The sequence below is a fragment of the Streptomyces sp. NPDC016469 genome (genome assembly GCF_040632905.1).
Classification (GTDB): domain Bacteria; phylum Actinomycetota; class Actinomycetes; order Streptomycetales; family Streptomycetaceae; genus Streptomyces.
The window spans coordinates 296,567-310,470 of record NZ_JBEYCQ010000001.1; the positions used below are offsets into that span (position 1 = coordinate 296,567).

12 protein-coding genes are annotated in these 13,904 nt (G+C 72.8%); 7 read left to right on the forward strand and 5 right to left on the reverse strand.

Going from position 1 to position 13,904, the window contains the following annotated elements:
- The first annotated feature begins 25 nt into the window (after window positions 1–25).
- Window positions 26–208 (forward strand): hypothetical protein, encoded by a 183-nt coding sequence (locus ABZ565_RS01440; RefSeq protein WP_361018936.1) that lies wholly within the window; start codon window positions 26–28, stop codon window positions 206–208.
- A gap of 16 nt (window positions 209–224) precedes the next feature.
- Here the strand turns inward: ABZ565_RS01440 and ABZ565_RS01445 are convergent, their stop codons facing one another.
- A complete protein-coding gene (locus tag ABZ565_RS01445) occupies window positions 225–806 on the reverse strand; it encodes a GNAT family N-acetyltransferase (RefSeq protein ID WP_361018939.1) in 582 nt (193 codons plus the stop codon).
- 58 nt (window positions 807–864) lie between these two features.
- Window positions 865–1,653: a site-2 protease family protein gene (locus tag ABZ565_RS01450; RefSeq protein ID WP_361018942.1), complete on the reverse strand. Its 789-nt coding sequence runs from the start codon at window positions 1,651–1,653 to the stop codon at window positions 865–867.
- 74 nt (window positions 1,654–1,727) lie between these two features.
- Between ABZ565_RS01450 and ABZ565_RS01455 the strand changes: the two genes are divergently transcribed.
- Together ABZ565_RS01455 and ABZ565_RS01460 are read left to right on the forward strand one after the other, a co-directional pair.
- Window positions 1,728–2,117, forward strand: coding sequence for a signal peptidase I (locus ABZ565_RS01455; protein WP_361018945.1), 390 nt, complete (start codon window positions 1,728–1,730; stop codon window positions 2,115–2,117).
- A 116-nt stretch (window positions 2,118–2,233) separates the two neighbouring features.
- Window positions 2,234–5,554 carry a BTAD domain-containing putative transcriptional regulator gene (locus tag ABZ565_RS01460; protein ID WP_361018948.1) on the forward strand — a complete coding sequence of 1,107 codons (3,321 nt, stop codon included), beginning with the start codon at window positions 2,234–2,236 and terminating at the stop codon, window positions 5,552–5,554.
- A gap of 2 nt (window positions 5,555–5,556) precedes the next feature.
- On the opposite strand, the gene ABZ565_RS01465 is transcribed toward ABZ565_RS01460, so the two are convergent.
- The 3 genes from ABZ565_RS01465 to panB form a co-directional block, all read right to left on the reverse strand.
- Window positions 5,557–6,414, reverse strand: coding sequence for an ABC transporter permease (locus tag ABZ565_RS01465; RefSeq protein ID WP_361018951.1), 858 nt, complete (start codon window positions 6,412–6,414; stop codon window positions 5,557–5,559).
- Window positions 6,411–7,421 carry an ATP-binding cassette domain-containing protein gene (locus tag ABZ565_RS01470; RefSeq protein WP_361018954.1) on the reverse strand — a complete coding sequence of 337 codons (1,011 nt, stop codon included), beginning with the start codon at window positions 7,419–7,421 and terminating at the stop codon, window positions 6,411–6,413. Before ABZ565_RS01470 ends, ABZ565_RS01465 begins: the two co-directional genes overlap by 4 nt.
- Before the next feature lie 157 nt (window positions 7,422–7,578).
- On the reverse strand, window positions 7,579–8,463 hold the full coding sequence (gene panB / locus ABZ565_RS01475; protein WP_361018956.1) for a 3-methyl-2-oxobutanoate hydroxymethyltransferase: 885 nt from the start codon (window positions 8,461–8,463) through the stop codon (window positions 7,579–7,581).
- Window positions 8,464–8,631: 168 nt separating this feature from the next.
- Here panB and ABZ565_RS01480 point away from each other — a divergent pair, with 168 nt between their 5' ends.
- From ABZ565_RS01480 to ABZ565_RS01495, 4 genes are all read left to right on the forward strand, one after another.
- Window positions 8,632–10,236, forward strand: coding sequence for a DHA2 family efflux MFS transporter permease subunit (locus ABZ565_RS01480; protein ID WP_361018959.1), 1,605 nt, complete (start codon window positions 8,632–8,634; stop codon window positions 10,234–10,236).
- A gap of 125 nt (window positions 10,237–10,361) precedes the next feature.
- A complete protein-coding gene (locus ABZ565_RS01485) occupies window positions 10,362–11,024 on the forward strand; it encodes a TetR/AcrR family transcriptional regulator (RefSeq protein WP_361018961.1) in 663 nt (220 codons plus the stop codon).
- 166 nt (window positions 11,025–11,190) lie between these two features.
- On the forward strand, window positions 11,191–12,219 hold the full coding sequence (locus ABZ565_RS01490) for an endonuclease/exonuclease/phosphatase family protein (protein ID WP_361018964.1): 1,029 nt from the start codon (window positions 11,191–11,193) through the stop codon (window positions 12,217–12,219).
- Between the two features lie 228 nt (window positions 12,220–12,447).
- Complete coding sequence (locus tag ABZ565_RS01495; RefSeq protein WP_361018967.1) at window positions 12,448–13,695, forward strand: MFS transporter; 1,248 nt, start codon at window positions 12,448–12,450, stop codon at window positions 13,693–13,695.
- The last annotated feature ends 209 nt before the right edge of the window (window positions 13,696–13,904 follow it).

Here is a 13,904-nt window from a genome sequence, read left to right on the forward strand (position 1 = left end):
CGCTTCACCCCGACAGGAGCCCCCCATGCCCCGCCTCGCCCTCTACGCCCTCATCGTCTGCGTCCTGGCCCTCGCCGCGGCCGTGACGGCCTTCGTCCAGGGCAGCGTGCTCATCGGCGTCGTCTGGGTCCTGCTGGTCGGCCTGTCCTCGAACATGGCCTGGTACTACCTGCGCCGCCGCCGCGCGGAGACCGCGGCCGCGGAGTAGCCCGACCCCGCCGGCCTCACCGGTCCCGGACCAGGGCGTGCAGATGCATGTCGTGGCGTCCGTCGTCGTGCACCGCGGCGCCGCGCTTGACGCCCTCCAGGATGTAACCGCACTTCGTGGCGACCGCGCAGGAGGCGGTGTTCCGCGTCGAGTGTTCCAGTTCGAGGCGCCAGAACCCGGCCTCCAGCGCCCAGGCACTGATCCCCGCGAGCGCGCCGGAGGCCACGCCGGCACCGCGTGCGGCGGGCAGCACCCAGTAGGCGGCCTCGGCGGTCCCGTCGTCCAGATCCATGTCACGCAGGGCGATCCGCCCCAGCACCTCGCCCCCGCTTCCGGCGACGGCCCAGTGACCGCCCCTCTCCCGCCGCCAGTCCTCCCCGTAGGCGTCGAACCACTCCAGGACCTGATCCTCGGACGCGGGCCGACGCGCGTGCCGGCGCCGGAGCTCATCGTCCCGGTAGGCGCCGAAGAACACCGACGCGTCGGCGCGCTCCCAAGGCCGCAGCGACAGCCCGCCCGGCGTACGGAGCACCGGTTGCGGCGACCCGGCGAGCGAGCCGGGGACGAGGGTGGGCGGAGTGGACAGGGCACGATTCATGGCCCATGGTCGACCGCCGACGGGGACCGGCGTCAAGGCCGCCCGCAGCCCGGCCGCCTCATCCGTTCACCGCGCACCGCGGATCCGCCTCCTGCCAGAAGCGGTACGCGTCCAGGCCGCAGTCGCTCCACCAGCCGTGGACGCCCAGGCCGCGCAGCAGGGCGTACACCGCGTCGAAGAAGGCACGGTTCAGCTCGGGGACCCACAACAGGGCGAAGACCGCGATCAGACCGAACGGGGCGATCGGCTCGACCGCGCGGCGCGCCGAGTGCGAGAGCCACGGCTCGATCACCCCGTAGCCGTCGAGTCCCGGCACGGGCACGAAGTTCAGGATGGCGGCCGTCACCTGGAGCAGCGCCAGGAACGCCAGCGCGTTCCGGAAGGCGGGCGGCACCCCGTCCAGGGCGTCAAGCCAGAACGGCGCGGTGCACACGACCGCGAACAGCACATTGGTCAGCGGCCCGGCCGCCGAGATCAGACTGTGCCGCCAGCGCCCGCGAATCCGGCCCCGCTCGATGAACACCGCACCACCGGGCAGCCCGATACCGCCCATGATCACGAACAGCACGGGCAGCACGATGCTGAGCAGGGCGTGCGTGTACTTCAGCGGGTTCAGCGTCAGATAGCCCTTGGCCCCGATCGAGATGTCCCCGCTGTGCAGCGCGGTCCTGGCATGCGCGTACTCGTGCAGACAGAGCGACACCACCCACGCCCCGGTGACGAACAGGAACGTCGCGAACCCCGGCTGTTCCGCGAACCCCGACCACACCCCCCACCCGGCCACGGCCGTCACGGCGGCGATCCCGAGGAAGACCGGACTGATCCGCTGCTGCGCTGCGCTTGCCATGGGCCGAGCGTAGGCGGCCGGTCCGCCGCCCACCCGGCTCTCCCCGGTTTTCGCCCCTGCTAGCGTCCCCCCACGTGAACGACAACGTGTACGTGGGCAACGCCGGCAAGGATGCCGCGCTCGACCGGGGATGGATCCTCGGGCACTTCAAGGACGCGGGCGATCCCCGGCACAGCGAGGACGTCGAGATCAAGTGGGGCGTCCACCCGGTGGGCGACGAGCGGGCGCAGTGGGTGCGCGGCGAGAGCCGGACCGCGCTGCTCGTGCTCATCAGCGGGCGGTTCCGGGTGGAGCTGCCCGGGCGCAGCGTGCTCCTGGAGGAGCAGGGCGACTACGTGGTGTGGGGCGTCGGCGTCGACCACTCCTGGGTCGCCGAGGAGGAGTCCGTGGTGCTCACCGTCCGCTGGCCGTCCGTACCCGGTTACGCGGTCGAGCCGAAGGCCCCCGCGACGCCGGGGGACTGACCGCGACACGGGGGAAACGGTTCGCTTCCCGCCCCGGGAGCGGAAAGGGTGGGGCCATGACGAGCAGGGGCGGGGCGGCTGTGCGGGCACCGGGACGGGTCGCGGAGAATGGGCGCGTGCGCTACGGCATCCTCGGTACGACCCAGGCACTCCGCGACGACGGCACGGCCCTCTCCGTCGGCGGGGCGCGGCTGCGCGCGCTGCTCACCGTGCTGGCGCTGCGGCCCGGCCGGACGGTCCCGGTCGCCGTGCTCGTGGACGAGGTGTGGGACGGCGAACCGCCGGCCGACGCGGCCGGCGCGCTCCAGGCGCTGGTGGGGCGGCTGCGGCGGGCCATCGGGCACGACGCCGTCGCCTCGGCGGAGAGCGGCTACCGGCTGGCCGCCGAGCCGGAGGCCGTCGACCTGTTCCGCTTCGAACGGCTCGCCGGCGAAGGCGCCCGGGCCCTCGCGGACGGCGACCCGGCGAGGGCTACGGCCCTCTTGGGCGACGCCCTCGCCCTCTGGCGGGGCCCCGCGCTCGCCGACCTCCCCGACCGGCACGCCGCCGCCGCGCGCTGGACGGCCCGCCGGCTCGACGCCCGCCGGGACCGGCTCGCCGCACAGCTGCGGCTCGGCCGGGCCACCGAGGTGCTGCCCGAGCTGACCGCGCTCTGCGGCGAGCACCCCCTGGACGAACCCCTTCAGGCGCTGCGCCTGCGCGCCCTTCGCGACGCCGGGCGCACCGCCCAGGCCCTGGCCGCGTACGACGAGGTCCGCATGCTCATAGCGGACCGCCTGGGCACCGACCCGGGGCCCGAGCTGACCACTCTGTACGGGGAGCTGCTTCGGCAGGAGCCCCCGGCCCCCGTGGACGAATCCGCCCCCCTGGGCAACCTCCGCGCCCGGCTCACCAGTTTCGTCGGGCGGGAGCACGAGATGGAGGCCCTGCGCGGTGACCTCTCCCGGGGAAGGCTGGTCACGCTGCTCGGGCCCGGCGGCGCCGGCAAGACGCGGCTCTCGCAGGAGGTCGCGGACACCGTCGACGCCGGCACCTGGCCGGACGGCGTCTGGCTCGCCGAGCTGGCCCCCGTGGACGACCCCGAGGCCGTGCCCGAGGCGGTGCTCGCCGCGCTCGGGGCCCGGGAGACCGTGCTGAGCGGGGCAGGATCCGGGGAGCTCCGGGCCGCCGAGCGGGCCTCCGGCGACGAGCGCGCCGCCGGAGAATCGCTGGCCCGGCTCACCGAGTACTGCTCCCGCCGCCGCATGCTGCTCCTCCTCGACAACTGCGAGCACGTCATCGAGGCCGCCGCCGCCCTCGCCGACCATCTGCTCGCCCACTGCCCCCGGCTCACCGTCCTCGCGACCAGCCGGGAACCCCTCGGCGTGCCGGGGGAGGCGGTCCGGCCCGTGGACCCGCTGCCGGACCCGACCGCGCTGCGGCTGCTCGCCGAGCGCGGCGCCGCCGCCCGCCCCGGCTTCCAGGTGGACGCGGACGAGGCGACGGCGGCGGCCACCGCCGAGATCTGCCGCCGCCTGGACGGCCTGCCGCTCGCCATCGAGCTCGCCGCGGCCCGGCTGCGGATGCTCACGCCGCAGCAGATCGCCGACCGGCTGGACGACCGCTTCCGCCTGCTGACCAGCGGCAGCCGGACCGTGCTGCCCCGCCAGCAGACCCTGCGCGCGGTCGTGGACTGGTCCTGGGAGCTGCTGGACGACGACGAGCGCGTCACCCTGCGCCGCCTCTCCGTCTTCGCCGGCGGCTGCACCCTGGAGGCCGCGGAGGCCGTCTGCGCCGACACGGCCGGCCGGTCCGGTGACGTCGCCCGCCTCCTCGGCTCCCTGGTCGACAAGTCGCTCGTGGTCGCCGCCCCGGCGGACGACGGCCGGATGCGCTACCGGCTCCTGGAGACCGTCGGCGAGTACGCGGTGGAGCGGCTCGACGAGTCGGGGGAGCGGGACGCCGTCGAACACCGGCACCTCGTGTTCTTCCGCGAGCTGGCCCGTACGACCGACCCGTTGCTCCGAGGCTCCGGACAGCTCGCCGCGATCCGCCTCCTGCAACGCGAGTACGAGAACCTGCGCATCGCGCTGCGCCACGCCGTCGCCGCCCGCGACGAGCAGGAGGCGCTGTGCATGGTGCTGTCCCTGTCCTGGTACTGGCAGATCCGCAACCTGCGCGGCGACGCCCTGCACTGGGCCGACGCGGCCGCCTCGCTCGGCCCCGACCCGTTCGCGGAGCCCGTACAGCCCGCGCCCCCCATCCACGAGCGCTGCACCGACGCGCCCCCGCCCATGCGGCGGGAGCTGCTGGAGGAGGCCCGGCGGCAGGTGGCCCTGGTCCAGCTGGTCAGCATGGACCACGCGATGGACGAGTGGACGAACGAAGCCAGCATGGTCCGGTTGCGCGCCATCGTCGCCACGTACCGGGCCGGTCAGCCGCAGACCTGCCGCAGCCCCGCCTCGCTCTGGTTCTACGCCGTGATGCTCACCGGCGGCGTCTCCGACCTGCGCCACCTGCTGGACGAGACGGTGCGCGGGGCGCGGGAGTTCGGTTACGAGTGGGAGCTGGCCGCCGCCCTCCAGATGCGGGCCAACGTGCTGGCCAACCGCCCCGACTGGGCCGGTGAGGCCCACCGGGACGCCGACGAGAGCCTGGCGGTCTTCAGCCGGCTCGGCGACGACTGGGGGATGGCCGAGGCGCTCTCCTCGCGCGGCGAGGCCAACGAGAAGCAGGGCGACTACGCGCAGGCGGCCGAGGACTTCCGGGCCGCGATCCGCTCGGCCGAGAAGCTGGGCGCGCTGGCCCAGGTCTCCGTGCTCCGCGTCCGTCACGCCTCCGTGCTCACGGAGCTGGGCCGGGGCGAGGAGGGTGAGGCGATCATGCGCGAGGTGCTGGGCGACGAGCGCCGGACCGGGCACGAGGCCAGGCCGGCGGCCCGGCTGTTCCTGGCGATGTGGCTGGGCCGGTGCGGCCGGACCGCCGAGGCGCGCGAGCAGTTCACCCGCCTCCAGGAGGAGTTCGCGTCCGAGACCATGGCGGTGTTCGAGGGCTTCGTCCTCGGCGGCCTGGCCTGGCTGGACAACCAGGACGGTGAGTACGCCCGCGCCCTGGAGCAGAGCCGGCGGTCGCTGAAGGGCGTACGGGACCCGCTGACGCAGATGGTCGCGCCGCAGATGGCGGTGATCAACCTGGTCATCCTGGCCTGGGCGCTCGGCGGGCTCGGCGGTGAGGAGCGGGCCGGCATCGCGGCGCGGCTGCTGGGCGCCGGCCGGGCGCACCTGCCCAAGGGCCACTTCATGAACGCGATGGAGCGCGAGAACCTCGCCCGCGCCGAGGAGCTGGTCCGGGGCCGGCTCGGGGACGCCGCCTACGAGGCCGCGTACGCCGAGGGCGGCGGCCTCTCCCTGGAGGAGGCCGCCGCCCTCGTGGACGCGTATCCCGGGCAGGACTCGTAGCGTCAGGACTTCTTGCGGAACTTGGACACCGCGAGCGGGGCCACGGCCGCCGTGATGACCACGGCCCAGCCGAGCGTCAGCCAGACCGAGTGGCCGAGCGAGGTGCCCATCATGAGGCCGCGCGCCGCGTCCGCCAGGTTCGACAGCGGGTTGTAGTCGGTGAAGGTCTGGAGCCAGCCGGGCATCGTCGTCGGCGGGGCGAAGATCGAGGAGCCGAACTGGAGCGGCATCATGACCAGCATCCCCATTCCCTGAACTGCCTGGGCCGTCTTCATGGCCAGGCCGAGCAGGATGAAGATCCACATGATCGCGGCGCCGAACGCGGCCGACAGGCCGATCGCCCCGATCAGGCCGAGCACGGAGCCGTGGAGGTCCATGCCGAGGGCGAAGCCCATGCCCAGCAGGATGAGCGTGGCGACCATCATCCGGCCGAGCTCGACCACGATCTTGGCGATGAGCACCGAGGAGCGCGCGATCGGCATCGTACGGAAGCGGTCCATGACCCCCTTGCGGAAGTCGTCGTTGACACCGCTGCCGACGGCCATGGCGATGTTCATGCCCATCATCGCCATCAGGCCGGGGATCAGGTAGTTGAGGTACTCCTGCCGGCCGCCGCCCATGCTGCCGCCGACCGAGCCGCCGAAGACGTACACGAACAGCAGCACGAAGATGACGGGCATCAGCAGCGCGTCGAACATCGACTCCGGATCCTTCTTGATCTGGAGCAGGTTGCGCCGGACCAGGGCCCCGATGTGGCGCAGGTTGTTCCGCAGTCCGATGGAGCCCTCGTCGTGGAGCTTCGTGGCCGGCGCGGAGACGGGCGTGTCGGTGGGGGCGGGCTTCAGGGTCGTCGTGCTCATGCCGCGACCTCCTCGGGAGTCGTGTCGGTGACGGTGGCCTTGTCGCCGGTGATGGCGAGGAACACCTCGTCCAGGCTGGGCAGTGCGGTGGCGACGTGCGCCAGCGAGAAGCCCCGGGCGCCGAGCAGGCCGATGACGGCGGTCAGCTGCTCGTCGCTGAGGATCGGTACGTAGAGCAGGCCCTCGTCCGGGACCGCCTGCGCGCCCGCGACACCGTCGAGACCGGTCTCCCGCAGCGCCTGCGCCATCGGGGCCAGCTCGGCCGGGTCCGAGGGGCGGATCTGCAGGGTGCGGCCGCCGACCTTGGCCTTGAGCTCGTTCACACCGCCGCGGGCGATGATCCGGCCCTTGTCGATGACGGTCAGCTCGTTGGCCAGCTGTTCGGCCTCTTCCATGTACTGGGTGGTGAGGAGCACGGTCGCCCCCTCCGCGACCATGCGCTGCACCTCGTCCCAGACCTCGTTGCGGGTCCGGGGGTCGAGCCCCGTCGTCGGCTCGTCCAGGTAGAGGACGGCCGGGCTGCCGATCATGGAGGCGGCCAGGTCGAGCCGACGGCGCATTCCGCCGGAGTACTCCATCGCGGCCTTCTTCGCCGCGTCCGTGAGCGAGAAGCGCTCCAGCAGCTCGTCGGCCCGGGTCCGCGCCTTCTTGCGGGGCAGGTCGAGCAGCCGCCCGATCATGTAGAGGTTCTCCCAGCCGGAGAGCTTCTCGTCGACCGAGGCGTACTGGCCGGTGAGGCCGATGGTGCGGCGCAGCGCGCGGGGCTGCTTCACCACGTCGAAGCCGGCGACGACCGCGGTCCCGGCGTCGGGCGTGATCAGCGTGGAGAGGCAGCGTACGAGGGTGGTCTTGCCGGCGCCGTTGGGGCCGAGTACGCCGAGGACGGTGCCCTCGCGCACATCGAGGTCCACGCCGTCCAGGGCCTTGGTCTCGCCGTAGTGCTTGACCATTCCCCGCACCTCTACGGCGTTCCCGCCGTTCCTGGGGGTCTTGTCGATTCGCGTCATGCCGACTACTAGACCAGCCGCCACCGACAGGCCGCCGACAGCCGGCCGACAGCCCCCTCGCACCCGCCGACAACGACCGACAGCCCGCCGATGGGGGAAGTCGGCGGGCTGTCGTCGTTACCGGTGGTGGTCGTCGGGGGCGTACCCCTGCGCGGCCTCAGTGGAAGGTGTGCTCCGGGGCCGGGAACGTGCCGCCGACGACCTCCTCCGCGTACGCCTTCGCGGCGTCGCCGAGGATCTGCCGCAGGTCGGCGTACTGCTTGGTGAAGCGCGGTACCTTGCCGCCGGTCAGCCCGACCATGTCGGTGTAGACCAGCACCTGGGCGTCGGTGTCGGGCCCGGCGCCGATCCCGATGGTCGGGATGTGCAGGATGCGGGTGACCTCGGCGGCCAGCTCGGCCGGTACGAGCTCCAGGACGACGGCGAACGCGCCGGCGTCCTGCACGGCCTTGGCGTCGCGCAGCATCTGCTGGGCGGCCTCCTCGCCCCGGCCCTGGACCCGGTAGCCCATCGCGTTCACGGACTGCGGGGTCAGGCCGATGTGGGCCATGACCGGGATCCCGGCGTCGACCAGCAGCTTGATCTGCTCGTGGCTGCGCTCGCCGCCCTCCAGCTTGACCGCGCCGACACCGGACTCCTTGATGAGCCGGGTGGCGTTGCGCAGGGCCTGGACCGGGCTCTCCTGGTACGCCCCGAAGGGGAGGTCCGCGACGATCAGGGCGCGCTTGGTGCCCCGGACGACGGCGGCGGACAGGATGGCGATCTCGTCCATCGTGACGGGCACGGTGGTCTCGTAGCCGAGGTGGCAGTTGCCCATGGAGTCACCGACGAGCATGACCGGGATGCCGGCCTCGTCGAAGACGGACGCGGTCATCGCGTCGTAGGCGGTGAGCATGGGCCACTTCTCGCCGCGCGCGGTGGCGGCGGCGATGTCGTGGACGGTGACCCGGCGGTTGCTCTTGCCCCCGTACAGCGCCTTGCCGCTGTCGGAGGGGGGCCCCGCGGGGGTGGCGGACTGGTTCTGCGCAGCCTGAAGCGACATGGCAGGTGGCTCCTTCGTCATCTCGAGGCGCCCTGACGGCGTCCCCGGACCGCTTCCATGGTGGCATCCCGGAGCCGGTCGCGGGAAGTGGGCCGCGCGGCCGGGCCCTCGGTAAAAAATTTACAATACGAGACGGTCTCGTATCGCAATGCGTCTAGGCTGCTCCTCATGTCCACACCCTCCGGCGCTCCCGCCGTGCCCCAGATACCGGAGGCGGTCCACCGCCGCCGCTGGGCGATTCTCGTGGTCCTGATGTTCAGCCTGCTCATCGTGGTGCTGGACAACTCGATCCTGAACGTCGCCGTCAAGACGATCGCCTCCCCTTCGCCCACCGGCATCGGCGCCACCCAGAGCGAGCTGGAGTGGGCGATCAACTCCTACACGCTCGTCTTCGCCGGCCTGCTCTTCACCGCCGGCCTGCTGGGCGACCGCCTCGGCCGCAAGAAGATCCTGCTCTTCGGCATCACCCTCTTCGGCATCGGCTCCGCCCTCGCCGCGATGTCCGCCTCGCCCGGCCAGCTCATCACCTGGCGCGCCCTGATGGGCTTCGGCGCCGCCTTCGTCATGCCGGCCACACTCGCCGTCCTGATGAACGTCTTCGAGCGCGACGAGCAGCCCAAGGCGATCGGCATCTGGGCCGGCAGCGTCGGCCTCGGCATCGCGATCGGCCCGATCACCGGCGGCCTGCTCCTCGAACACTTCTGGTGGGGCTCGATCTTCCTGGTCAACGTCCCCGTGGTGATCATCGCCCTGGTCGCTATGGTGCTGCTGGTGCCGGACTCGAAGGACCCGCGGCCGGGCCGGCTCGACCCGCTCGGCGTGGTGCTCTCCATCATCGGCCTGGTGCTGCTGGTGTACGGCATCATCCGGGGCGGCGAGCTCGCCGACTTCACCGACGTCTCCGTCCTCCTCCCGGTCCTCGGCGGCCTCGCCGTCCTGGTGGTCTTCGTGCTCCACGAGAAGCGCAGCGCCAGCCCGGCCATCGACGTCTCGTACTTCAAGAAGCCCGCGTTCTCCGCCGCCGTCGCCGCGATCGCGCTGATCTTCTTCGCGCTGATGGGCGTCACCTTCTTCTCCGCCTTCTACATGCAGAGCGTCCGCGGCTGGAGCGCCCTCCAGTCCGGGCTGCTGATCCTGCCGCTGGCCGTGGCGCAGATGCTCTTCGCGCCGCGCGCCCGGATCGTCGTCGCCCGCTTCGGGGCCCGCGCCGTCTGTACGGCCGGCATGCTCGCCGTCGCCGTCGGCCTGGCCGCCTTCGCCCTCTTCGACGCCGACACGCCGGTCTGGCTGATGTGCGTCGTCTTCTTCGTCCAGGGCACCGGCATGGCCCACGTCATGCCGCCGGTCACCGTCGCCGTGATGCAGGCCCTGCCGCGCGAGAAGGCGGGCTCCGGCTCGGCCGTCAACAACACGTTCCGCCAGGTCGGCGGCGCGCTCGGGATCGCCGTGCTCGGCTCGGTGCTGTCCACCGTCTACCGGAGCGACATCGAGGACCACCTCGGCGCGCTGCCCTCCGGGGCCCGGGACGCGGCGGGGGAGTCCATCGAGGCCACCCTCGCCATCGCGGAGAAGCTGGGCCCCAAGGGCGCCCCGCTGGTCACCGCAGCGCACGACGCCTTCATGAGCGCCATGCACGTCACGGCCCTCGGCTCGGCCGCCGTGGCCCTCATCGGCACGCTCGTCGTCGCCCTGTGGCTGCCGGGCCGCGAACCGGCCGCGCCCCGGCCCGTACGCGAGGAGGAGAGCCCCGCTCCGGCGGGCGCCGAACGATGAGGTTCCCGGCCTCGTACGGCTGAACCTTTCGGGTGAACCGGGACGCGCCATGCGGCCCGGTTCACCCTTGGGGCCGGCCTTCTTCCGCGTCGGCGAGAATCGGGGGCGGCGAAAGGTGGTTTCACGTGCAGGATCAGGCACCGGACGAGTGGTCCGGCGGGGTTCCCGGCCCCCCGGAACCCGGCGAGGACCCCGAGCCGCGCCGGGGACGGCCGCGCAGCGCCGCCGCCGAGGCGGCCATCCTGGACGCCGTCGTGGAGCTGCTGGAGGCCGGTGAACCCCTCGCCGCGCTCTCCATCGAGCGCATCGCCCGCACCGCCGGGGTCGGCAAGGCCACCATCTACCGGCGCTGGGCCGGCAAGGAGGAGCTCTTCGTCGACGTGCTCCGTGCCATCGAGCCCCCGGAACCCGAGGTCTCCGGCACCGGCGGCCTGGGCGACCTGCGCGTCCTGCTGGAGTCGATGCGCAAGCGCGGCCTCGCCCAGCGCTCCTCCGCACTGCTGCACAACGTGTTCGCGCAGATGAAGAGCCATCCCAAGCTCTGGCACGAGTACCAGTGCAACGTGATCGCCCCCCGCCGCCTCGCCATGGTCGCCGCCGTCCGGCGCGCCGTCGAGGCGGGCGAGCTGCGGGACGACACGGACGTGGAGCTGATGGACGACCTGTTCCTCGGCCCCATGCTCGTACGCACCATCCACCGGCCCGACGCGCCGCTGCCCGAGGACCTCGCCGACCGCATCATCGCCCTGGCGATGGAGGGCCTCGCGCCCCGGGGCGGACGGATGTGATCGTTACGTCACAGAGCACCGTGATTCGCCGCTCAGCCGGAACTGCCGGAGCCGCCTCCCACGTCCTCATGGCAGTACGACCGCCACGGGCGGCAGGAAAGGCATCGCGCATCCCCTAGGGTCGGGGGCGCGGCGATGTGTACGGCAAGGCAGTGAGGACAGCGCGATGGTGCAGGCGTACAGGGCGGACACCGGGAACGGCGTGGGACCGCAGCGCTCCGGCCCCCGCTTCCGGGACCTGCGCGACAGACTCGCCCGGACCTTCCGGGACCCCGGCGTCTGGCGGCGCGGGATCGTCCTGGCCTGCTGGTCGGTCCTGCTGACCCTCGTGATGGCCTTCCACGCCCAGATCCCGAACACCATCGGCAACCTGGGCAGCCTCACCGAGACGTTCCTGCCGTGGTTCGGCGTGCTCGTCCCGCTGCTGCTCGTCCTGGGCCTGGTGCGCCGCTCGGCGACCGCCGTGGTGGCGCTGGTGCTGCCGGTCGTGGTCTGGCTCAACATGTTCGGTGGCCTGTTCTTCGACAAGTCCGGCAGCGGCGGCGACCTCACGGTCGCCACGCACAACGTCAACGCCGACAACCCCGACCCGGCCGCCACCGCCGACCAGGTCGCGGGCTCCGGCGCGGACGTCGTCGCCCTCCAGGAGCTGCCCGCCGGAAAGGTGGCGGCGTACGAGAAGGCGCTCGCCGGCCGCTTCCGGTACCACTCGGTGCAGGGCACCGTCGGCCTCTGGAGCAAGTACCCGCTCAGCGACACCCGGCCGGTGGACCTCAAGATGGGCTGGGTCCGCGCGATGCGGACCACCGTCGCGACGCCCGAGGGCCCCCTCGCGGTCTATGTGGCGCACCTGCCGTCCGTACGGGTCAAGCTGCACGCCGGCTTCACCGCCAACCAGCGCGACCAGAGCGCCGACGCCCTCGGCAAGGCCATCTCCCACGAACCGCTCGCCCGCGTCGCCCTGCTCGGCGACCTCAACGGGACGATGAACGACCGCGCGCTCAAGGCGGTCACCTCGCAGATGCGCTCCACCCAGGGTGCGGCGGGCGACGGCTTCGGGTTCAGCTGGCCCGCGAAGTTCCCGATGGCCCGGATCGACCAGATCATGGTCAAGGGCGTCGAGCCGATGTCCTCCTGGACGCTTCCGGCCACCCGCAGCGACCACCTCCCGATCGCCGCCCGCGTCAAACTCTGACGCAACGGGCCGTTTACCGGAAAGACCCTCCTCTCTGAGAGACTTTGTTCCGTACGGGAACAAGGTCACCGGCGACGAGGCCGGCCCGCCGCCGTGCGCCCCGCCGACCGGCGGACCGCGCGGGCGTGCGTACGACCACGTCCCCTCCCGCCCCTTCCGCACGTCCGCAGGCCCCGACCGGGTCTCGCCGGGCTGCGGGCGGGGCCTCAAGCGGAAAGGTCTCTCCTCATGCCCCTGGCCCTGCTCGCGCTGGCCGTGAGCGCCTTCGGCATCGGCACCACCGAATTCGTGATGATGGGGCTGCTGCCCGACGTCGCGGACGACCTCGGCACCTCCGTACCCACCGCCGGCTACCTCGTGTCGGCGTACGCGATCGGCGTGGTGATCGGCGCCCCGCTGCTCACCGCCGTCGGCTCCCGCGTCCCGCGCAAGCGGATGCTCCTGCTCCTGATGGCCCTCTTCACCGTCGGCAACCTCGCCTCCGCGCTGGCCCCCGGCTTCGGCTGGCTGGTCGCGGGCCGGCTGCTGGCCGGTCTGCCGCACGGCGCGTTCTTCGGCGTCGGGGCCGTCGTCGCCTCCCGGCTGGTGCCCGAGGGGCGCCGGGCGCGCGCCGTCGCCACGATGTTCCTCGGCCTGACCGTCGCCAACATCGTCGGCGTACCCGCCGCCACCCTGCTCGGCCAGCACCTCGGCTGGCGGGCCACGTTCCTGGTGGTCGCGGTCATCGGCGTCGGCGCGATGGCGGCCCTCGCCCGGCTCGTCCCGCAGATCCCCGTCGAGGCCCGGCAGGACGTGCGCCACGAGCTGAGGGCACTCGGCAACCGGCAGGTCCTGCTCGGCCTCCTCACTGCGGTCTTCGGCTTCGCCGGCGTGTTCGCCGTCTACTCCTACCTCTCGGCGATGACCACGAAGGCCATGGGCTTCGGCGAGTCCGCGGTGACGCCGGTGCTGGCGCTCTTCGGCATCGGCATGACCCTGGGCGCGCTGGCCGCCGGCCCGCTCACGGACCGGGCGCTGCGCCCGACGCTGTACGGGTCACTGGGCGCCCTCGCCGTCGTCCTGGCGGTCTTCCCGCTGGCCGCCCAGGTGAAGTGGGCGGCGCTGCTGATGGTGGTGCTGCTGGGCGCGGTGGGGTTCATGACGACCACGCCGCTCCAGATCCTGGTGATGAACAAGGCGAAGGACGCCCCCACCCTGGCATCGGCCTCCAACCACTCCGCGTTCAACCTCGCCAACGCGGGCGGCGCGTGGCTGGGCGGCGCGGCGATCGCGTCGGGCTGGGGCTGGACGTCCCCGGCCCTGGTGGGCGCGGCACTCGCCCTGGCGGGGCTGGCCATCGCCGTGACAGCGGGCACGCTGGACCGCGACGGCGGCACGTCGAAGGTGGTGGCGCGACGCGTTCGAGCCCGCGCCGCGCAGAATCCAGCCCGTCCGGCGCTTGAGGACAAGGCATCGGCCGGGACGGGCCGCGACTGATCAGCGGCGACCGGCCAGGACAAGCCCGTCCGGCGCTTGAGGACGGACCTCGGCCCCGAGTGGGCCGCACCTGACCAGCGACGTCGGCGACGTCGGCGAAAACAAGCTGTCCGGAGGACGGACCTCGGCCCCGAGTGGGCCGCACCTGACCAGCGACGTCGGCGACGTCGGCGAAAACAAGCTGTCCGGAGGACGGACCTCGGCCCCGA